This is a genomic window from Bradyrhizobium sp. RDI18 (assembly GCF_043203335.1).
Taxonomy (GTDB): domain Bacteria; phylum Pseudomonadota; class Alphaproteobacteria; order Rhizobiales; family Xanthobacteraceae; genus Bradyrhizobium; species Bradyrhizobium retamae.
Genome location: NZ_JBICRN010000006.1, coordinates 650,971 through 671,777 on the forward strand (window position 1 = coordinate 650,971; position 20,807 = coordinate 671,777).

The window sequence follows — 20,807 nt, forward strand, 5'->3', positions numbered from 1 at the left end:
CAGCAAGAATTTTCGCGACCTCAGCTGGTACCGAGAGACACATATTAGGCTGTTCCTTCCAGGGCTGACGGCCATTCTGCAATCTGCAGAGCGGCGATCCAGGCTTGTCCGAGGCTCAAGCCACCGTCATTGGGCGGAACCTGCCGTGGCAGCAGCGGAGTGAGGCCGGCCGCAATGCAGCCGCGCTCGATTTCATCCGCGAGTACCGCGTTCAGGAAGCAGCCGCCGCTCAGAACGACGGCGGTAACGCCAGTTGTCCGCGCCGCGCGCGCGACCCAGTCAACGCAGGCAGCGGCAAACGTGCCATGAAACAGCTCCGCTCCCTCCGTGGCGCCGACGTTGTCTGCAATCAAACGCGCAAACAGCGGGCGAAAGGACAGCACGTCGCCATCGATCATCCAGCCCGCTTCAAGCACCGCAGTCCGCCGCACACGCGCCTCGAGCTTCATCGCGGCTTCGCCCTCATAGCTCTGCAAAGTCGCGATCCCCAGCAGCGCCGCCGCTGCGTCGAACAGTCGGCCCGCGCTGGTCGTGGTCGCCACGCCGGGCTGATCGAGCATTGACGGCAGACGCTCGGCCTGAGGCTGTGCTGCAAAGCGCGGCCTGATTTCGCTTTCCCGTCCCAGCAAGTGAAATATTGCGCTCGCCATGCGCCAAGGCTCGCGGGCTGCGCGATCTCCGCCAGGCATTTGCAACGGCGCGAAATGCCCGATCCGTCGAAACCCGGCGCCTTCGCACAACAAGAGTTCGCCACCCCAGTTGCCGCCGTCGGGGCCATAACCATAGCCGTCGAGGAGAAGGGCGAGCGTAGGTCCCGCAAGGCCATGCTCCGCGATGACGGCCGCAGCGTGCGCGTGGTGATGCTGAACAGCGACCAGCGCGCGGCCGCTTGCTTCCGCAAAGCGGGTGGCCGCCATGTTGGGATGCAGATCATGGGCAATGACGACCGGATCGATGTCGAGGGTCGATGTGAGGTGCCGGATCGTCTCCTCGAAGAACCGGATGCCTTCAGCCGTATCGAGATCGCCGATGTGCTGGGAGACGAAGGCCTCACTGCCCCGTGTGACCGTGATGGTCGATTTCAACGCGCCGCCGACGGCGAGGACGGGCGGCACGGACCTCGCAAGCCGAATCGGTTCGGGAACATAGCCGCGGGCGCGACGAATGAATTGGCGCCGCCCCGCCACCACCGCCACTACCGAATCATCGGCGCGCGTCAGAATATCGCGATCATGGGTCACAATAAGATCGGCGATGCCCGCGAGCCGCCGCAGCGCCTCCGCGTTGTCGATCGGGAGCGGTTCGCCGCCGGGATTAGCACTGGTGCTGACAATGACCGGACCTTCAGCCCCATGCCATGCACCTGTCGAACGAAGCGCATGGAAGATAAGGTGATGCAACGGGGCCGCCGGCAGCATCACGCCGACGCGCGACAGGCCAGGGGCTATCGCCGGCGCTAGATTGTTGCGCGACGGCAGGAGGACGATCGGACGGGCGACAGATTCGAGCAGTGGGAGCTCGGCGGCATTCGCCTCCGCAATCTCGCTGACCTGCTCTACGGAACCAACCATGACCGCGAACGGCTTCTGGTCGCGCTGCTTCCTCCTGCGCAAACGCTGCACGGCGTCATGGTTGCGAGCGTCGCAAAGCAGCTGGTACCCGCCAACCCCCTTTATTGCGACGATTTGGCCGCCATCGATCCCCGCGGCAATGTCGTTGATCCCATGACTGAGCCGAGGACCGCATGTCGGACATGCAATCGCTTCCGCATGAAACCGGCGGCTCGCCGGATCGGCATATTCGCCCGCGCAGGCGGCACACATCGCAAACTCCCCCATCGCCGTGTTGCGGCGATCGTAGGGAAGCCGTTCGGCGATGGTATAGCGCGGGCCGCAATGAGAGCAGTTGATGAAGGGATAGAGGTAATGGCGGCTGTTCGGGTCGAACAACTCATCGAGACATTGCTGGCATGTCGCGGCATCGGCGACGATCCGCGTCGAGCCCCTCCCGTGTTCGCTGGCGCGGATTGAGAAGTCTTTCGCCGCAAGCGCATCAATCTCCTGAACGGAGATGTGGTCGATCCGCGCCAATGGAGGGCTTTCGAGTGGCAAAGCGGCCACAAACTCGCACGTAAGGTCGCCCTCAACCTCGATGATCACGCCATCAGGATCGTTGGCGACGAACCCGGCCAACCTATAACGGGTAGCGAGACCATAAATATACGGACGAAAGCCGACACCCTGCACGGCGCCACTGACGCGCACCCGCAGCCGCGTTCCGCCGCGGATGATGGCGTCGCCGCTCGCGCTCATGGCAATGCGTCACCGACGGGACGCCTCTGATTCGCAGCCTGCTTCCGGATCCAGGCGTAGAGCGCGGCAAAGCCCTCGCCCGTACGCGCCGAAACCGTCAGCACCTCAATGTTCGGATTGACGCGTCTCGCATATTCGATGGTCTTGGCTGAATCGAAGTCGACCACCGGCGCCAGATCAATCTTGTTGATCAGCATCAGCGACGATGCGGCGAACATATCCGGATATTTGAGCGGCTTGTCTTCACCATCGGCGGTCGAGAACACCACGATCTTGCAGGCTTCGCCGAGATCGAACGCCGCGGGACAAACTAGATTCCCGACATTCTCGATGAAGAGAATACCGCCCTTGAGCGGCGGCAAGCGGCGATAAGCCTCACCGACCATCGCAGCATCGAGATGGCAGCCCTTGCCAGTATTGATCTGGATTGCGGGCGCGCCGGTGGCGCGAATGCGATCGGCATCGTTCGAGGTCTGCTGGTCTCCCTCGATGACACCAACCGGGCGGCTATCCTTCAGTTCCGAGACGGCGCGGACGAGCAGCGAGGTTTTGCCGGCGCCCGGACTGGAAACAAGATTGAACACGAGCAGGTCATCGGTCAAGAAGCGCGCGCGGTTGTCGGCGGCGATCCTATTGTTCTTGCCAAGAATGTCGCGCTCGATCCGAATGGTTCGCTCGCTGCTCATACCTGCGATCTTCAAGCCGGCCGGATCGGCACCGCAATCCACAAGCGCCCCTCCGCCCTGAGCATGTTGATGGCTATGATCATGATGGTGATAATGGCCGTGGTGATGGTTGTGAGAATCATGCACGTTTTGACCGCTATGCACATGATCACGGTGGTGACCGTAGTGATCATGCGCATGATCATGGTGATGACCCTGGGTTTGCGCACTTTGCGCGTCGGCGCGTTCGATGGAGGGCGTTCTTTCGCTACAGCCACATACGGTACACATCAATCGACCTCCAGCTCTTTCAACCGCATCTCTTCGCCCCCGGTCACCTGCAGCTGATAGCTGCCGCAGCAGGGACACGGCTCATCGCGCTGCGCAATCTCAACTCTCCTCGAACAGGCAATGCACCAGGCGACGCCAGGCAATTCGATGACCTCAATAACCGCGCCATCGGCGATTGTCCGCGCGGCAACGACCGCAAAGCAGAACTTCATCGCTTCGGGAGCGACATGGCTGAGCGCCCCGATCTCCAGACACACGGTCTTCACCCTGGAAAACGATCGCCGGCGCGCCTCCTCCTCGACGATCTCGACGATGCCCTCACAAAGCGCCATTTCATGCATCGCCAATTTCGCGAAAATTGAGAGCGAACCCGACGCAAGGGTCGAAGGATGCGACCATCGCGCGAACCGCACCCAGTCCCCGCGGTTTCGCGGCCAGCACCGCGCCTTGCAGGCTGCGGACAAGCGGTCCGCGCGCGTGGAAATTCCACTCGGTTGGGGCAAGAAATTCCAAGCGCAACATCTGCCCCTGACGATCAAGCTCAACCGCGTGATAGAGACGTCCCCTTGCGCATTCGACCGCGGCCGCACCACGGCCCGGCCCCAGCCTGTAGCTTTCGACGATCCCATCCTCCGCTGTTTCAACATAAGCACTGGAGCGGAGCCAAGCGTGCAGTCGCACGATTTCCGCGATCCTCGCCTTCAGCCGCTCGGCCGGCCCCGACCGGCCTAGCGTGAGCTGATCACGCATCATTTGGCGCGCCCACGCACCTGTCTCGGGAATGCGGCCCTCCAGGTCGGGGCAACGGCAAAATCCTGCATCATCCGCGAGCAGCCGTTCAATGACGCTGCGGTCGTCGGCAACGGACAAAAACGAGTGCTGCGTAGGCATTGGGTTCAACGCGTCTTCCTCGAGAGCCGCGATGCGAAGCGCGAGTGCGTTACCGAGTGTCGGCGCGCCGTCTTCGTTCGTTATGCCAAGCGCTGCCAGCGCAATCGGAACCCGCGCTGTTGCCTCGCGTCGAACCTGGCCGCAGCCGGGCTCTGAGCTGCTGAGAAGTGCCGATACCCCCTCCATCAGGGCGCGGATCGCTGCGGCGCTGGTGGTATCCAGCGCGAAATGCCCGACAAACAGGCCCCGCAGCAATTCCGCCAGCCGCTCGGCAACGACCATGGCGATACGATGCTGCCGCGTCGCAAGGCTGATGTTTTCGCGGCGCGCCGCTTCGATCGCGGACAGGAATGCCACCTGGTGCGCGGCGGCACACAACGAGAAGATCCGCGGCAGCACGTTGAGCAACGAAGCGGCCGGCTTGCCGGCGAATAGCCGCGCCAGTGGCGGCCGGGCGCACGGCAGAATCTCGACCGCGGCAATTGCGTCGCCAGCAAGCGATACGGTAACATCGATCTGGTTGCGGACGGCGAGGCTCATGCGCGCCGCTCCGTCAGTACACCGTGCAAGAAATGCCGGCGGTCGAACGAACTGATATGTGGCGCATCTGTCCCATGTGACGCCGCGCGATTGGCCGGCGACATCAGCGCCGCGAGCGCTGCTTCGGCGGTGGCGCGCGCGGACGCCATATCCTCGAACTCAAACATCGGCGAGAACAGTGAGTAGCTCGCGATCGAGCCCACGGGCACCAGATCGCTGACGGTGAATTCGATCTCGCCGGCCGGAAATCGCAAGCGCAGGTTCGATCCCGGGCCCGGAGACGATTGCGAAGTGCCGTCACGCATGGGTATGACCACGTTCATGAACCAGGGCGTGACCATCATGCCGACGACCCTGCCCTCGCGCGCGCGAAAGGCGATGGCTTCGACGCTCAAGGCATCGTTGAAGATCGGCAGGTCGCGCATGGTGCGATCGGCGATATCCCGATAGGCTGCCGAGAGCATCTCGCCCCACGCCGACGCATCGGCGTGCACGCTCCTGCGGGGATGCTGTTCGCGGTTAGGCGTCATCTTCAATCCCCATGAACTTCGATTTGGGCGCATCGCAATTTGCGACAACGCCAATTTTCGGGCAACCCGGCGAAAGGCGTTCCCGCTGCAATCTGCGTCGCCTCATCCCCCTCAGCTGGGTCGTAGACGATCCAACAGATGCCGCACTCCATGCGCGCGCCGTCTGCGATATCCTTCCGGACGCTAAAATTCTCGAAGCTCGTCATTCGAAGTAAGCTTTGATGATTTCTTGCAGGCGTTCGGCGGAATCCCAGAAATCCTCCTCGGCGGCCAAGGCGACCGTTGGCACGCCGCCGATCTCCAGCGTATCCAGAATGATGGTGTCCATGGCATTGAAGAACTGCACCGACCAGACGTTCCGGATGCCCGTAGCAAGCACTCGGCAAGTCCCGTAGCCGCGCGAGCTGAGCTGGATCGGCCCGTTGCCGACGCTTTGCTGCAGAAACGCCTGGTCGACCGGGCTCATCGGCAGCAGGGTGAAGTTGATGATCTGCGAGCGCATGCCCGGCCGCCAGGCCAATGCCCGCTCGCGGATTTCCGCGAGCACCGGCAGCACGTTCATCGCGCCGTCCGGTGCCGCGCCGATCATGAGATCGCTCGACGTCAGGTCGGTTGCGGCGCGCCGCACGATCTCCGGGATGGCACCGACCTCGACATATTCGTGTGCGGCGTCGGTCTCGATGCGCACGCGCCAGATTCCCGCAAGTACCGATTCCTGGATTTGCGCCACGCGGCCACCCGGCAGCGCCACGACGCCGGCCAGCTCGCCCTCTCCAAGCACGTCCGCAATCAGCTTGCGCTCGAGATCGCTGAGATTCCCGAGCCTGAACAGCTGCGTCGGCACGTCGCTCTTCTGGCCGGCAACGGCAGCCGCGACGGAAGACAACAGCGCGTTGGCACTCTGACAGTTCCTTGCCAGCTCGATGCAATTGAGCGAAGCGGGCCTCGCGAGCGCACCCGCAGCCGTCAGCCCGCTATGGGCTGCGCCGAGACTTTCCGCGGCGATAGGAAACACGCTCATCAGCTGCTCGCATTTTCTCGGCGCTATCGGGCGCGACCCGGAAACCTGTTTCATGTACGACGTTCCGTTGGTGTGCTGAGGGATGATGCTTATGTCCACAGACGCGCCATTGGCGCGCGGGCGATCAATGAGCTTCGCAATGCGGTCGATAGAGATCTCCCGGATCTTGGCGATTATGCCGAGTGTCTCGCGCTTGTGCGACGCTTTCGGTCCCCACCTCGGACAGACGGAGCCGCGTCAGATCATGTTTCCGGGCTGAAGGTCCATCAGCCGTCTCCCTGATAATCCATGGTTCTGCTGGATGAGGTGTAGCAAGGCACGTGCCAATCATTGCTCTTTCGCGATTGCGTTCCCGCTCGGATCAGCACCCGCTCGACATATTCCGCGTGAACCTTGTTTCGGCTGCAAATTTGGTTCCCGCTGATATAGGCAAAGATGGGCAGGCAGTGTCCGGGAGGCGGCACCAGGCTAGCGCAGGTGCTCGGGCAGTTGCGGCTCTTGACCGATCAAGTCCGCAAAGAAACGATCGCAATCGTGGTCATTGAGGGCCGCATCACGGCCCTCAAGCGCGTCCGCGATCAGCCGCGCTTCGTCGTCATCCAAGAGCCGCACCGCGGTATCGATATGGACAAGCACCTTGGCACCGACCGGCGGCTCGGAGAGCAGCATGACTGAGACGCGCCGCTGTTCATTAGCATATTCGCAAAGCGCCGACATGCCGTCGGTCTCAATAATCGTCATTGGCAAGCCAAGGCACATGGTAATCGGCGAGCCGCTAGATCGGCCGCGCCCTCCTCTCATACTTTGCATGGTCGATGTCGTTCGCGAGTAGACGCTCCGACTCCGGTAGCGGCGCGGTCCGCAGTTTTGCCGGAGAACCCCACTGCGCCAGCAGTTCGCAAGCCAGTTCGATCGCAGGCGCAATCTGAGTGCGCACCGGAGCCGTCAGCGGCCCGCCCCAATCCTCCAGATCAAGTGGCTGACAGCCGATTAGAGCGAGCTCTCGCGGGCAGCGGCCAAGCAGGTCGGCCGCACTTAAGACCTCCTGGAAACCGGTCTGATGCAGGCTCACCTTCTTGGCGCCGGTGAATTTCGGCACCTCCTCGTCTCGCACGAGCTTCAAGTGCCCGGGCGCGAGTCCATAATCGATGGCATCGAACGCTATCAGGCAATCGGCCTCCTCGAGAAAATTGACGAGGTAGAGCCCCTGCGTGCCGCCATCGAGCATGGTGACATTGCCAGGGACGGCGTAGCGGCAGTGGAACTGCTCCACCACCCGCACGCCGAACCCCTCATCGGCCCACAAGATATTGCCGATGCCGAGCACCAGAATCCGTTTCGTGTTCTCCGGAGTTGGCATCTGCATCGTCAATCAATCGCGGAATTCGCGCTCGCCAGAAATGATCGAGGAGACGATGCTCTGGCGCGACACGATGTCTTCGCGAACCGCTGTATAGATGTGGATGAGCGCAAACGTCACGATCATCCACAGGCCGAGATGATGCCAGGTGTGGAGGTCCTGGCTGTTCGGCCAAATCGAAAACACCCAGCCGAACAGCATGTACTGCCAGCTGTCGTTGCCGGTGCCCTGTGCGTACAGTGCAAAGCCGGTGACGATCATGAACGCGATCGCCAGCGTAAACATGAAGAACATCGCAAGCTGGGCCAGCGGATTGTGCGCGACGTATTTCTTTGGCTCGGCCGCAACGAAAGCGTACCAGCGAATCTCGTGCCACACCTCGCGCCAATACCTCTTGCGCCAGAGCGGCACGTAGAAAATCTGCTTAGCATGGGGGTTGCCCATGAACGCCCAGTAAATGCGGAAGAGGAAGCCGAGCGTGAGCACATAGCCTGCGAAAAAATGCGCAAAACGGATATGGCCGAACAGGAAATTGTCGCTTGTCTCTCCCGGCATGGTCGGTATCCCACTGCCGATGAAATAGCCGGTGAGGCCCAACACCAGGATTGCCGCGGCGTTGATCCAATGCCATAGCCGCACCGGCGCCTCGTAGACGTAGACGACGCCACGCTCGGCGCTGCGGCCGGAGCGTACCGCGTCGGCCGCGACAGCGGCGGTTAGCGCTTGCGGAGATTTGTCCAGCAATGCCGCCTCCCCTAGCGGACCTTGACCGTTGCCATTTCCTGGCCATCCGGCCCCATCACATGGGTCGAGCAGGCCAGGCATGGATCAAAGGAATGGATCGTGCGCAGGATTTCCAGCGGCTTCTCCGGATCAGCGATCGGCGTATCCATCAACGAGGCCTCAAATGCACCGATATTGCCGTTTGGATCACGCGGCGAGCCGTTCCATGTCGTCGGCACGACGCACTGGTAGTTGTCGATCTTGGTCTCCTTGATCTTGATCCAGTGCCCCAGCGCACCACGCGGCGCCTCAGTGAAACCGTAGCCCTTGGCTTCCTTCGGCCAGCTCTCCGGCTTCCATTTATCGACGTTGGCGGTAGCGGTGTCACCCGCTTTGAAATGCGCCATAAGCTTGTCCTGGAAATAGCGCATCTGGTGCGCGGCCCATTGGCATTCGAGCGCACGCGCCGCAGTGCGGCCGAGCGAAGAGAAGAGTGCAGCGAAGGGTAGATCGAGCGTCTTCAGCAGCTTCTCGGTCGGCTCTTTGAACTCCGCTTTGCCTTGCGCGTGACCTATGATGTATCGCGCCAGCGGTCCCACCTCGACGGCGTTGCCGCGCCAGCGCGGCGCCTTGATCCAGGAATACTTGCCGCCTTCGTCGAGCTCCTTGATGTGGGTCCTGGTGCCCTTGACGTTGGGCCCGAGCTGGAAATTCGGCTCGGTGATACCACCCCAGGGATGCAGCCCCCTGGTTTCATCGGGATATTTGTACCAGGAATGGGCGACGAACTCCTGGATCTGCTCGGGATCGCCGTGATCGATCGGCAGGACTTCGCTGAAATTGCCATTGAGGATCACGCCGCGCGGCAGCTTGAGGTTTTTCGCGGAATAATCATTGGCGTTCTCGGGAATGTCGCCATAGGACATTATGCTCTTACCCGAGAGACCACCGCCATAGAGCCAGTCTTTGTAGAAGGAGCCAATCACGGCAACGTCGGGCAGATAAACCTGCTCGACGAATTCGATCGAACGGCAAATGATCGAGGATACCAGGTTCAGCCGCTCCATATTGATGGCGCCCACTGCACCGGTACCATCGACATTGATGGCACAGGCCACGCCACCGACCAGCCAATTCGGATGTGGGTTCTTGCCGCCATAGATGGCGTGGATCTTGACGACGTCCTTCTGGAAGTCGAGCGCTTCCAGATAATGCGCCAAGGCCATCAGGTTCGCTTCCGGCGGAAGCTTGTAGGCCGGATGCCCCCAATAGGCATTCTTAAACGGGCCGAGCTGCCCTGATTCAACGAACTTGGTGAGCCTGATCTGCAGATGTTTGAAATAGCCTGGCGATGATAGCGGCCAGGACGAGACCGATTGCGCCAACGCAGAGGTCGCCTTGGGATCGGCCTTGAGGGCGGAAATCACATCGACCCAATCCAGCGCGTGCAGGTGATAGAAGTGTACAAGATGATCGTGCACCTGCAGGCAGAGCTGCATGATATTGCGGATCGAATTAGCATTCTCTGGAATGGTGATGCCCAGCGCGTTCTCCACCGCGCGTACCGAGGTGAGCGCATGTGTGCCGGTGCAGACGCCGCAAATCCGCTCGGTGAACGCCCAGGCATCGCGAGGATCGCGTCCACGCAGGATCGTCTCGATGCCGCGCCACATAGTTCCGGATGAGACCGCGTTGCGGATCACATTGTCGGAATCGAGATTGACCTCCACGCGGAGGTGGCCTTCGACCCGGGTCAGCGGATCGATGACAATGCGTTTGCCGGAATGGTCGAGTTTGAACCCATTGGGTGTCTGGGCGCCCATCGTTGTCCTTCTGAATTCGATTATTTTTCCTGAGCTACTCGGCCCGGTTTAGGGTCAGCCGCTTCACGGCCGTGACCGCCGCGTGCGCGGCAACGGCTAGGCCGACCGCGCCAGCAGCGGCCATGCCGATTTGATCGGCGTTGGCCTCGATGCCGAATTGCTTGATGGTCGTCAGTCGATCGTAAAACGAGCCCTTGTCCCAAAAGCCATCTTCGGAGCAGCCGAAGCAGCCGTGGCCGGATTGGATCGGGAAGGAAACGCCGCCGTTCCACCGAACGGCCGAGCAGGCGTTGTAGGTGGTCGGCCCCTTGCAGCCCATCTTGTAGAGGCAATAGCCCTTGCGCGCTGACTCATCGTCCCACACCTCGACAAACTGGCCGGCGTCGAAATGGGGACGCCGATAGCACTTGTCGTGGATGCGCTGGGAATAGAACATCTTTGGACGCCCTTGGCGGTCGAGCTCGGGAAGCTTTCCGAACGTGGTGATGAATGTCACCAAGGCGGTCATGACCTCTGCGATGGGCGGGCAGCCGGGCACCTTGATGATCGGCTTGTTCGTGATCACTTTATCGATCGGCGTCGCCCCAGTCGGGTTGGGCTTGGCCGCCTGCACGCAACCCCAGGACGCACAAGTCCCCCAAGCGATGATCGCCATGGAATCTTCCGCCATCGCCCTGAGCTTTTCGACGAACGGCTTGCCGCCATCAATGCAGAACATGCCGCCTTCGTTCAGCGGCGGATTGCCTTCAACGGCAAGCACATACTCGCCCTTGTACTTGGCGCGGGTCTCCTCGAGGATGGCTTCGGCCTGGTGTCCTGCCGCCGCCATGATCAGGGCGTCATAATCCAGCGAGATCATCGACAGCACCACGTCTTTGACGAGCGGATGGGCCGAGCGGATAAAGCTTTCCGAACAGCAGGTGCATTCGAGCCCGTGCATCCAGATCACGGGCACACGCGGCTTTGTCTCCAGCGCGTTGGCAATCTGGCTTGCCGCGAGCGGACCGAGCCCGAGGCTCGTTGCCGTCAAACTGCAGAATTTGTGGAAACTGCGACGCGTGATACCCTGACGTCTGATGACGCCGTAAAACGTTTCCGCTGCCCCGCCCATAAATTCTTCCCCGAGATCTGTTAGCGACGACTTGCTGACGCTAGGGTAGCAAGAAGCAGGCCAACACCACACGTAAAACACTTGAGAGATACCAAGCCGTTTCCAGAAGAAGCGCTCAAATTAGTCACGCAAGGGCGATGAGAGCCGGGGAAACGGAACGCATTCAATCAGAAATCGGCAAGTAAGCTGCCGGCTTTAGCTCGGTGGCTCTGCGATCAGTCCGTCGTACACATCACGCAGGGCCGAACAAACGCACGATATTCTGGTCGCAGCGTCTGCATTGACCAAGTCGCTGTTCGACACTGTCTGATAGGTAACCATCACCTCAATGGGGGCATCGCTACGTCTTTACTCGTCGAGCTCACCTTCCGCGCTTCCGCGACGCCGCGCTTCTCTTGGTCGTCGCGCGCCGAAATCCTAGCGCCTCCACCTTCTTCAGCTTTTCACGAAGCTGGTCACTCAGGATTAGACTGGATTATCCAGGCTCACAATGTCGTCTATCATGTGAGGTGGGGCATCCCGGCCGGTGAGCCGCTTATCGTAGAAAATCACTGCATATCCGTGCAACATCCCTTCCTTGCGGCGAACGTAGCCAGCCGTCTCATAAAGCCTTTGAGCCCCTACTTGGATCTTTGTCGTGTCGAGAATTATCCACTTGAATCCTAGAGCACCGGCTAGCGATTCCAATTCACTAAGAATCCTCCTCCCAAGCCCTCGTCGGTGAAAGGCAGGATCGACCCGCATCCGCTTCAGCTCTGCGACATCACCGTCAACAGGTTTCAATCCACCCATGGCAACGAGTCGGGAACCAATATGCGCAACCACGAAGTCTCCGCCTGACGCGATGTATACTTCTCCAATGTTGCGTAAATCATCCTCCCACGCTCCTTCCGGGCCACGCACACCAACATCCTCCGATGCGCTTCTATGCATATGCCATACATCATCAGTATCCCCTGACTCAAACCGACGAAAGATCACCTCGTCTTGAGACATCGAACATCACCTTTCGACCGGTGTCGGGCGCCGCAAGTCTGGCGCATACCGTCAGCTTACGGACGCGCCGCCGTTAATAGCCGCTGTGAAAGGACAACCTCAACACTTTCCGACGCCTCAACTCCGACAGTTGGACGACCCGGTTCAACCGTATACTTTAAGGCAGTAATACGGTGCATCCGGGTGAACTGATCCAGCGCATAAACACAAGACGCGCGCAGTTTTCCGATTTCATTGCCGTGGCGTTCCATGACGGGCGAAATGGTTGCAGACTTAGGAAAGTCCGCTTTCCCTTCTAGCCAAGTTGGCGTGAGCTCCGCGCTTCTATTGTCCGGTGACAACCAGCGGAACACCTCGTGAATGCATCCCTGCGGATAGTATTCGGACAGCCGATATACATCCCTATAAAACTGCGGCCTCTGTTGGAAGAGTTCTTCACCGACCAGTAGCACCGAGACCGCCACTATGCGGGCAGAGAACCGGCCGCTCGGGCCAAGCCTGTTCTTGTAAGGGTTCTTTCCGTAAAACACACGGAATTGGCCAAATAGGTCAGGCGACATATGTTCGTAAAAGCGGGTCAGAACATTATTTGCTGACTCAAGGCGCTCCAAGCATACCGAAAGACATTGACGAGCGTCCGCGCCAGCCGCGTCACGCAATTCAAGTAGAGCGTCGATTGCTAGCTGTAGCTCGCTCTCGATGAGTTGGTGACCTAAGCAAAAATCTCGCTCCTCGACCCCGGCCGCGCCGAGGCAATACACGCGTGGATCGCTCTGCACCGGGTTCGCAAGGATCATATCTTCATACGAGAGGACCTCAATGCTAGGCTGCCGATGACAACTTAAGCAGGCAAGACGGCTCAGCTCCTCTCCCACCGTCAACTCCGCGTCCACGGGATCAAGACCGGCAAACGCTGACATCTGATAAGCACAGTTGACGAGATACTGGATGTCTGTCTTAGCGATCGCGAAGTCGGGCTGCGGCAGATTCAGCAGCTGTACCACATAGTCAGTCGATGCAATCATCGCGTTGACGCTGCGTCCAAGAGCCTTGACCCCTTCATCTGGCCGTTTACTGCCTTTGATCTCGGCAATGCAGTGCGGAAGCTGATCGGCGACAAAATTGCTGACAAGCCCAAGCGGGCGTTTTCGCTGCCCGCGATCAATGCCATCGGTAAGATGAGAAAATATCTGCTGCTCCCGATAGGGCGGCGGCTCCGGAGTGGAAAGGGATAAACTATGGATCATAGACGAGCGCCCCGATTTCATCGAAAGACAGCTTGCATTTCTGCACTTGACCCGTATCTTGCGGCCGGCGAGTAGTCGTGTTTTTCGAGCAGATCGGTTCGCTTGTCTGTTATCCTGCCATCGTTGTACGCGACCCGCTCAAGCACATTGTCGGAGAAAAATAGCAGCGATACAGCGCCCGAGTTGATATTGCCGGCGGCAGTTAACGACAGCACGCCATCGTTTGAGATGCAGACGAGACCCGCCTCCCTTAAGATTTCAAGCTCGCGGCAAAAGTATTCTTCAACCGATACTCCAAACTCCCGCTCGAATCGGGAGAGCAACACTCCGCTGCTTCGCAAAGCAAACATTAACGTTCGGCGCATAAGGTCGTCTTGCGACAGTACAACACCCCTCCACACTGGCTTCTCGCCTGCCTCAACCCTAGAGAGGTAGCGATCTAAGTCTGCCTCGTTATAGAACTGGCACTGGCTCATGTAACCAAATCCGCCAACCCCAAACGGGACAAGATTATTGTCGTTCCAGGAATCGTACTTACGGCGCTGTTGAACGGAGTGCGGCTGCGACCTCTTAGTCCAATAGAAAATCGGCCCGTGGCGATAGCCGAGTTTAGTGAGGATGTGCTCTGCCATAAAGTGCATTATGATGCGCTCTTTAGCCCCGGCGAATTGATATCGTCCTCTAGCCAAATGGCGGGCTACGGGGTCAGTCGATTTAAACATCAATGGGAATACATTGAACTTCTCTATTCCCATGTCCAATAGGCCGATAATTGAGTCGTACCAGCTTCGGAGCGTTTGCTGCGGCAGCCCATACATGAGGTCAAGCGACAGGTTCTCAACGCCCATTTCATTCAGCAATTTTACGGTTTGTATCACCTCCTCCACACCGTGCCCGCGGTTCAGTAAGAGCCGGCTCCGCAAATTTGAACAGGTCGATAAGTGGAGTTTCTGCCTGACAGCGGGCACGCTGGTGCCTGCGAATCAGGAGTGACGATGAGCAGACGAGCACGCCGGAACCACACACCGGCCTTCAAGGCGAAGGTGGCGCTTGCCGCCGTCAAGGGCGACCGGACGATAGCTCAGCTTGCCGAGCAGTTCGACGTCCACCCCAATCAGATTACGGCGTGGAAGGCGCAGCTGGAGGGCGGCGCTTCCGGAGTTTTTGGATCTGGCAGCGCTGCGCCGGCCACGCCTGCGATCGATGTGAAGTCGCTGCATGCCAAGATCGGGGAGTTGACGCTGGAGAACGATTTTTTAGAAGGAGCGCTCACCAAGGCGGGATTGCTGAGCGCAAAGCGATGATCGACCGCGAGCATGATCTGTCGATCACCAGGCAGGCGGAAGTTTTGCAGATCAGCCGCGGCAGCGTTTATTACCTGCCGCGGCCGGTGCCGGACGCCGATCTCGCGATCATGCGGCGTCTCGACCGGCTGCATCTGGAGTTTCCCTTCGCCGGTTCGCGAATGCTGAGAGGCCTGCTGGCTGCCGAGGGGTGCAAGATCGGCCGCCGGCATGTCAAGACGCTGATGCGGCGGATGGGGATAGAGGCGCTCTATCGCCGTCCGCGCACCACCAGACCCGAGCCCGGCCACAAGATCCATCCATACCTGCTGCGCGGCATGGAGATCACGCGACCGAACCAGGTCTGGGCGATGGACATCACCTACATCCCGATGGCGAGTGGCTTCGTCTATCTCGCCGTGGTGCTGGACTGGGCAACACGTCGTGTTCTGTCGTGGCGGCTGTCGATCACCATGGAAGCGACCTTCTGCGTCGAGACGCTGGAGGATGCCTTGGCTCGTCACGGCAAGCCGGACATCTTCAACACCGATCAGGGCTCGCAGTTCACCGGACAGGCTTTTACCGGCGTGCTCGCCGACAACGGCATCGCGATCAGCATGGACGGCAAGGGCGCATGGCGGGACAACGTGTTTGTCGAACGGCTCTGGCGCAGCATCAAATACGAGGAGGTGTACCTGCGGGCCTATGACAGCGTCAGCGAGGCGCGCAGCTCGATCGGCCGATATCTCGACTTCTATAACAGCAGGCGTCCCCATTCGAGTCTTGACGGCAGCACGCCGGATCACGCCTACTTCACCCCGCTGCCACTCCGCATGGCAGCCTAACCCCGGCAGAGGCTCCACCTATCGACGCGGAAACTCTGTTCAGACGACCGGGACCAGCTCTGTATGCGCAAAATATTCCAGTCTAGACTTTGAACGCCCAGTACGAAGCGGTTTACGCCACCTCTAAGTAGAGTGGATATGCGATCCGCAGCGTCCGCATGCTTCACAAGAGAGGGATGCAATTCGAAACTTACTTCGGCCCTCGATAAATCAAAGCGCTGATTAGTCATATCAAATAGCGTTTTGAGTTGATGGTTGGTCAAAAACGAGGGAGTACCACCTCCAAAAAAAGCAGTCTCAACATCTCTGCCAGCAAGCGCCGCATCTGACCAACTCATCTCCTTATTCAAAGCCACCAAATAACGTTCCACTCGCTCGGAAGATGGATTGATTTCCTTGGCGAAGTGGCAAAAGCTGCAATACTGATTACAGAAGGGGATGTGGAAATAGAGATCAATTGACGACGCGACCTGAGTCAACAACCTTTCGGCATTCAGGTCCCCCATTGCCTTGAGAGGCGGATAGGTGCCGACGAGATAATCGTTGTGCGTATCAAGGTGCAAGTTTCGCGATCTCAACATGTCTAGGTTGATCTCGTACGAACGGTCGATCGCGAATTCCAGGGCCTCGGAATAGCTTGGCGCGTTCATGCTTTGGAACTCCTTTAGTTTTCGTGTGCAGGAAAGCCGCGATGGCAGCTGCGGCCGCGTCCCATCAGTTTCTTCTTTGGCTCGTTACTGAAGCAGCACATTTCGATCAGCCACCTGCATTCGCCTCCCACTGGACCCCGATCAGATCGCACGTCGCGATGCGCTCAGCGAGACGCGCGGGATGACTAGAGATTGTCGAGGACAGGCAGGTGTCGCGGCCAACGCGAATATTCTTCGTGCGTTGCGAAACCTGACGGCACTCAGTGCGGCGTCTCTGGTGTTGATTTGGATCAAGCGAGTAAAGTTCATTTAGCTCCTGCGCCAACGACTGGGAGAGCGGCATGGTCGTGCGGATCCTTTACCTTGTCCAAGCAATCGACGTGCCACCAAGCACGTTGTGCGAGCCTTGCTTGAAGAGTGAAAATCATGTGCTTCGCGCCGCGGCGACGGAATACTTGCGCCTCGGCGTCGGTTTCCGGACATATGCGTCTTCAACCGGACACGCCGAACACGACACCACGGAGCATCGAATGACGATGGTCGTCTCTCGACGAGCTCAGTTGCCCCTTTCGGCGGCCGACCGGGAAGTCAGCCAGGGGGAGCGATGCTGCTGCACATCGCACCAGCTTATGGTTATTCTCGCTGTTGGCCTGATCATATCAGCCAGTGGTATAGGTTGTCGGCGATTTAGCCGTTAAGCTTGCAAAGCATGTCTCTGCGCGGGACAACTTGCCGCCCGCGACGACGCGCAGGAGATCCCCCGGCGACCGTTCGAGACGTTCGGGAGCTCAGTTAGCTCGATGCCCGACGCATCCGCAGGCCGGCCGATGTCGATTCCAGAACAGGGGCCGATGGCAATCAGCGCGAGCGCCCATCGCCGTCGCATTAACAAGGCACGAGCGCGGTCATGAAAACCCGGCCTGACGCGAGGCAACAACGCGCCTTCCTTGCACGGCGGCGGCGCCGGGAGGTGTTGAGATACGCATTTTGCTCCGGCTGTGATATCAGTCCTTGGTCGCGGTAAACCGTCCGCGGGCGAATGTTCAAGATGTTTCTCGCATTGATAAGCATCTCGGAGATATGGGAATGGAAGGGGAAGCCTTTCTTTGGTTGGTCCGGCATGCGGTCGTCGATTCTATCGAAGGAACGATCTCCCCTTCGGGCGCTCCGGCCGATCTCAGCGATCGGGCGCATTTGGAAGCCGTGCGAAGGCGCTTGCCACGGGTCGCCGCAAGCTATGCGAGTCCGTCTCAACGAACTCTCGATACCGCGCGCGCATTCGAGCTTGATCCAATCCTGGTGCCTGAGTTTCGGGAGCAGGACTTCGGGGATTGGACCGGCCGACGTCACGACGATCTCGCCGCTCTCGGAGAAGAAGGGTACGCCGAGTTCTGGAAGGATCCCGCTCGTTCAAGCCCACCCGGCGGCGAGAGCTTCGAAGATCAAATTGCGAGGGTTCGGGATGGACTACGTAAAATAGCTGCTGGTCCAGCAACGCTCGTCGTGCATTCCGGCACTATTCGCGCCGCGCTCTGCGTAGCCCTCGACATCGCACCGCAAGCAGCGTTGCGCTTTGTTATCGATCCGCTGTCGATCCCCCGAATTGATCGGCTACGGAACAATTGGCGGATTGTGTCGGTCAATCAGAATGTCGCGTTATGAGCGATTCGGAACGCTGGCTTGCGCGAAGGTCGCCATGCCATTGTGCAGAGCGCATGCAAGCCGCAGGATCGGCAATGCAAGCGCGGCGCCCGATCCCTCCCCTAACCTGAGGTCCAGATTGAACAACGGCTGCACATTCAGGGCCTCAAGAACCAGGCGGTGCCCCTGCTCGGCCGATTGATGCGAGGATAAGAGAAAGGGTCGACACGACGGATTAAGATGCACCGCCGTCAATGCCGCGACGGACACGATGAAACCGTCGATCATGATAGGGAGGCGACGCTGTGTGGCGGCGATGATCGCGCCCGTAATCGCAGCAGTTTCGAGACCGCCTACCGCGCACAGGATCCGCTCGGCAGAAGTTCCTGGTCTTGTAAGGTCATGACGAGCCAGCGATGCATCAATCAGGTGCGCCTTGCGCGCACGGGTGTCTGCATCGATCCCGGTGCCATTGCCGGCCACCTGCTCGGCGCCCATGCCAAGCAGGGCGGCGGCGACTGCCGCAGAAGTCGTGGTGTTGCCGATCCCCATGTCACCAAGGATCAGAAGATCTGGCTCTGCTGAGGCCGCCCGCGCGACGGCGCGCTTGCCGCAGTCGAAGGCGAAGGCGACCTCCCCCAACTCGAGCGCCGCTTCCTTGCTGAAATCCCGGCTGCCCCGGCGCGGCTTGTCTGTCGCGACTCCCGGGATTGGCTGTTCGGCGAGCGTGCCGGCATCGACGATCTCCAGAATTGAGCCCAGCTCGCGCGCGAGAACCGAAATTGCTGCACCGCCTGACGCGAAATTCGACATCATCGCGCTCGTAACTTCCTGAGGATAGGCCGATACTCCCTGCGCGACGATGCCGTGATCCCCTGCAAAGACGATGATCGGCACGCGCTCGGCTCGAGGCCGGTCGGTTTGTTGCAGACCGGCGAGCTCGATCGCGAGCTGCTCGAGGCGACCCAGCGCACCGGTCGGCTTGGTGAGCTCGGCCTGACGGGCCAGGGCGGCATCGCGATGGACGGTCGAAACGCCCGGGCACTCCTGGTAGACCCACTCGGGTAGCATGTGGTCCTGCCCTTGGTGATGGTTCAAGATGCCAGCGGCCTTCGCACGAGTGCTACGACACGCGCTTGAGGATGTAGCTATCCATGATCCAGCCGTGCCTGGCGCGTGCTTCCTGTCGTGCGGCGACGATGCCTGGCCCCACTTCTGCAAGCGCACCTGACATGGTGATCTGCTCGGGCATCCCGAGATAGGCGCCCCACCAGATATGTAGTCCGTTCGGGTCGAGCGACTGGAACGCGGCAACGCCATCGAGCATGATGACCACGGTGTCGGTGCCTGACGGCCAACCGACCTCGCGCAGCCGCCGTCCGGTGGTGACGAGAAAGAGCTCCCCGATGTCGTTCAGCGGCAGTGCATGCGCGGCGCAAAGCGTCTGGATCGACGTGACGCCTGGCACGACCTCGATCATTGGCAACGGATCAAGCCTTCGTGCGATCCGCAGGCTCGAGTCGTATAGCGAAGGATCGCCCCAGATCAGCAGGGCAACGCGCCCGTCATGACCGAGATACGCCGCAATTGCCCGGGACCAGGTCACGGCGACGGCGTCGTGCCATTCCTCCACTCCCTTGCGGTAGTGCTCCTGCGCGGTGCCGCGAACGGGCAGGTCGAACTCAGCAACGCGCGTGCGGCTGTTCGTCAAGGCTTGCGCACAAATCAGCCGGCGCAGGTCGGCGAGATCGGACTTCGCGGCACCTTTGCGCGGAATCAGCACCAGGTCAGCCGCATTGATCGCGCGGATCGCAGCAAGCGTGAGCTGCTCGGGATCGCCGCAGCCAATGCCTATCAGGGAGAGTGTCAGCATCACGTTATGAGTGGGGGCGGCCGCGACTTGCGACCGCCCTTACGCCATCTTCAGGCGGCGTTGTGAAGGCGATAGGTAACAAGACCGTCGGCCATCACATCTCGCAGTGATTTCGCCAGTGCCAGCACGGCCAGATCGGCCAGCGGCTCAAATACTACGACGAGCGCGTAGGAAGCGGCGAAAGACGCGATGGAGGCGAGGTTCTCGGCCGCAAAGCCCGCACCATACAGCGCCCAGAAGGCGACCCACGCCACGATGCCGGATTGATAGGCGGTCGAAAGCGCAAGCGCCTGGCGATACTGCAGGTCAACATAGGCGGTGCTGCGAGGAATGATCCACCCGGCCAGCGCCTGGATCGCAAACAAAGGCACCAGCAGCGTGGTCACGTTGATACCATATTGCGGCAAGTCGGTCGGTACGAAGAACAGCCCCTGCAGCAGAAGACCAAGCGCCAGCCCGAATGCGGCTGGCGCTGCGCCGAACAGGAGAAACAGCGTCGAGCCGAGAATGAAATGCACCTCCGAGACCCCGATCCGGAAATGCGGCAGCAGTTCGAAGAAAGAGAAGACCAGGACCGTTGTTGCGACGGTGCGCACCGCGAATGAAACAAACCCTGCTCGCGCACGGTTTCGACCGTGAGCTTGAGAGCGCAGCCGGCGGCAACGGCACCGGTCGCGTAACTCAGCACGAGCTTGGCGCCCGTAACGATACCTGGTTCGATATGCATGACTTACGTCCCTTCTGCCGTCACACGACGGCGCTGGTGTTAAAAACTGCAGGGCCGGTCTTCTGGCTCGCGGTTCAAAACGGGCCCCGGCATTCCCAAGCTGACGGCCCAGTGGCGGATTGGAGCCCCTCACCGCCTTACAGGCGCGGGGGGGGGGCGGCCGGGGCTTTGGGCGCCGCATTCAGGTCCGCCCTTGCCCGGTTCCCGATTATGCTCCGGCGCTTTGCGCCGCTTCGAGCACCATGCCTGATCTGTGTGCTCCTTCCGACGAGGAGACG

General features: G+C 60.1%; 19 protein-coding genes, 2 pseudogenes and 1 riboswitch. Of the genes and pseudogenes, 2 read left to right on the top strand and 19 right to left on the bottom strand.

Annotation, left to right across the window (positions count from 1 at the left end):
• Positions 1 to 44 precede the first annotated feature (44 nt).
• The 15 genes and pseudogenes from hypF to ACFXS9_RS04140 form a co-directional block, all read right to left on the bottom strand.
• The gene (gene hypF / locus ACFXS9_RS04070) at positions 45 to 2,312 is read right to left on the bottom strand and encodes a carbamoyltransferase HypF (RefSeq protein WP_392685352.1); all 2,268 of its coding nucleotides are present in this window, start codon (positions 2,310 to 2,312) and stop codon (positions 45 to 47) included.
• Positions 2,309 to 3,268 (bottom strand): hydrogenase nickel incorporation protein HypB, encoded by a 960-nt coding sequence (gene hypB, locus ACFXS9_RS04075; protein ID WP_057846083.1) that lies wholly within the window; start codon positions 3,266 to 3,268, stop codon positions 2,309 to 2,311. Before hypB ends, hypF begins: the two co-directional genes overlap by 4 nt.
• Entirely contained in the window at positions 3,268 to 3,609 is a 342-nt protein-coding gene (gene hypA, locus ACFXS9_RS04080; RefSeq protein ID WP_057846084.1) for a hydrogenase maturation nickel metallochaperone HypA, read from the bottom strand. The genes hypB and hypA overlap by 1 nt, the downstream gene beginning before the upstream one ends.
• Positions 3,602 to 4,699 carry a nickel-dependent hydrogenase large subunit gene (locus tag ACFXS9_RS04085; RefSeq protein WP_057846085.1) on the bottom strand — a complete coding sequence of 366 codons (1,098 nt, stop codon included), beginning with the start codon at positions 4,697 to 4,699 and terminating at the stop codon, positions 3,602 to 3,604. Before ACFXS9_RS04085 ends, hypA begins: the two co-directional genes overlap by 8 nt.
• A complete protein-coding gene (hybE, locus tag ACFXS9_RS04090) occupies positions 4,696 to 5,229 on the bottom strand; it encodes a [NiFe]-hydrogenase assembly chaperone HybE (RefSeq protein WP_057846086.1) in 534 nt (177 codons plus the stop codon). Before hybE ends, ACFXS9_RS04085 begins: the two co-directional genes overlap by 4 nt.
• A pseudogene (locus tag ACFXS9_RS04095) lies at positions 5,219 to 5,435 on the bottom strand (rubredoxin). The gene hybE and the pseudogene ACFXS9_RS04095 overlap by 11 nt, the downstream one beginning before the upstream one ends.
• Positions 5,432 to 6,250 (bottom strand): hydrogenase expression/formation protein, encoded by an 819-nt coding sequence (locus tag ACFXS9_RS04100; protein ID WP_245309372.1) that lies wholly within the window; start codon positions 6,248 to 6,250, stop codon positions 5,432 to 5,434. Before ACFXS9_RS04100 ends, ACFXS9_RS04095 begins: the two are co-directional and overlap by 4 nt.
• A 468-nt stretch (positions 6,251 to 6,718) precedes the next feature.
• A complete protein-coding gene (locus ACFXS9_RS04105) occupies positions 6,719 to 7,009 on the bottom strand; it encodes a HypC/HybG/HupF family hydrogenase formation chaperone (RefSeq protein WP_057846088.1) in 291 nt (96 codons plus the stop codon).
• A gap of 16 nt (positions 7,010 to 7,025) precedes the next feature.
• Positions 7,026 to 7,610: a HyaD/HybD family hydrogenase maturation endopeptidase gene (locus ACFXS9_RS04110; protein WP_057846121.1), complete on the bottom strand. Its 585-nt coding sequence runs from the start codon at positions 7,608 to 7,610 to the stop codon at positions 7,026 to 7,028.
• Between the two features lie 12 nt (positions 7,611 to 7,622).
• Entirely contained in the window at positions 7,623 to 8,354 is a 732-nt protein-coding gene (gene cybH, locus ACFXS9_RS04115) for a Ni/Fe-hydrogenase, b-type cytochrome subunit (protein WP_392685357.1), read from the bottom strand.
• An 11-nt stretch (positions 8,355 to 8,365) separates the two neighbouring features.
• Positions 8,366 to 10,156 (bottom strand): nickel-dependent hydrogenase large subunit, encoded by a 1,791-nt coding sequence (locus ACFXS9_RS04120; protein WP_392685360.1) that lies wholly within the window; start codon positions 10,154 to 10,156, stop codon positions 8,366 to 8,368.
• Positions 10,157 to 10,190: 34 nt separating this feature from the next.
• Positions 10,191 to 11,267, bottom strand: coding sequence for a hydrogenase small subunit (locus tag ACFXS9_RS04125; RefSeq protein ID WP_392685363.1), 1,077 nt, complete (start codon positions 11,265 to 11,267; stop codon positions 10,191 to 10,193).
• Between the two features lie 465 nt (positions 11,268 to 11,732).
• Positions 11,733 to 12,263 carry a GNAT family N-acetyltransferase gene (locus ACFXS9_RS04130; protein ID WP_392685366.1) on the bottom strand — a complete coding sequence of 177 codons (531 nt, stop codon included), beginning with the start codon at positions 12,261 to 12,263 and terminating at the stop codon, positions 11,733 to 11,735.
• A gap of 56 nt (positions 12,264 to 12,319) precedes the next feature.
• On the bottom strand, positions 12,320 to 13,510 hold the full coding sequence (locus ACFXS9_RS04135; protein ID WP_245309374.1) for a hypothetical protein: 1,191 nt from the start codon (positions 13,508 to 13,510) through the stop codon (positions 12,320 to 12,322).
• Positions 13,511 to 13,527: 17 nt separating this feature from the next.
• On the bottom strand, positions 13,528 to 14,397 hold the full coding sequence (locus ACFXS9_RS04140) for a hypothetical protein (RefSeq protein WP_392685369.1): 870 nt from the start codon (positions 14,395 to 14,397) through the stop codon (positions 13,528 to 13,530).
• Positions 14,398 to 14,505: 108 nt separating this feature from the next.
• On the opposite strand from ACFXS9_RS04140, the gene ACFXS9_RS04145 reads away from it, so the two are divergent.
• Positions 14,506 to 15,638, top strand: a protein-coding gene (locus tag ACFXS9_RS04145) for an IS3 family transposase (RefSeq protein WP_392685372.1) whose coding sequence is annotated in 2 segments (ribosomal slippage) — positions 14,506 to 14,761 and positions 14,761 to 15,638 — 1,134 coding nt in all. Because the reading frame shifts where the segments join, the coding sequence is not laid out codon by codon here.
• On the opposite strand, the gene ACFXS9_RS04150 is transcribed toward ACFXS9_RS04145, so the two are convergent.
• Positions 15,635 to 16,288: a radical SAM protein gene (locus ACFXS9_RS04150; RefSeq protein WP_392685375.1), complete on the bottom strand. Its 654-nt coding sequence runs from the start codon at positions 16,286 to 16,288 to the stop codon at positions 15,635 to 15,637. The genes ACFXS9_RS04145 and ACFXS9_RS04150 overlap by 4 nt on opposite strands.
• Before the next feature lie 1,086 nt (positions 16,289 to 17,374).
• On the opposite strand from ACFXS9_RS04150, the gene ACFXS9_RS04155 reads away from it, so the two are divergent.
• The gene (locus ACFXS9_RS04155; RefSeq protein WP_392685378.1) at positions 17,375 to 17,950 is read left to right on the top strand and encodes a histidine phosphatase family protein; all 576 of its coding nucleotides are present in this window, start codon (positions 17,375 to 17,377) and stop codon (positions 17,948 to 17,950) included.
• On the opposite strand, the gene cobT is transcribed toward ACFXS9_RS04155, so the two are convergent.
• From cobT to ACFXS9_RS04170, 3 genes and pseudogenes are all read right to left on the bottom strand, one after another.
• Positions 17,945 to 19,000 carry a nicotinate-nucleotide--dimethylbenzimidazole phosphoribosyltransferase gene (cobT, locus tag ACFXS9_RS04160; protein WP_057846094.1) on the bottom strand — a complete coding sequence of 352 codons (1,056 nt, stop codon included), beginning with the start codon at positions 18,998 to 19,000 and terminating at the stop codon, positions 17,945 to 17,947. The genes ACFXS9_RS04155 and cobT overlap by 6 nt on opposite strands.
• A gap of 52 nt (positions 19,001 to 19,052) precedes the next feature.
• Complete coding sequence (gene cobF / locus ACFXS9_RS04165; RefSeq protein ID WP_057846095.1) at positions 19,053 to 19,802, bottom strand: precorrin-6A synthase (deacetylating); 750 nt, start codon at positions 19,800 to 19,802, stop codon at positions 19,053 to 19,055.
• 50 nt (positions 19,803 to 19,852) lie between these two features.
• Positions 19,853 to 20,529 (bottom strand): annotated as a pseudogene (locus ACFXS9_RS04170) (energy-coupling factor ABC transporter permease).
• A gap of 34 nt (positions 20,530 to 20,563) precedes the next feature.
• A riboswitch (cobalamin riboswitch) is annotated at positions 20,564 to 20,789 on the bottom strand.
• Positions 20,790 to 20,807: the final 18 nt, after the last annotated feature.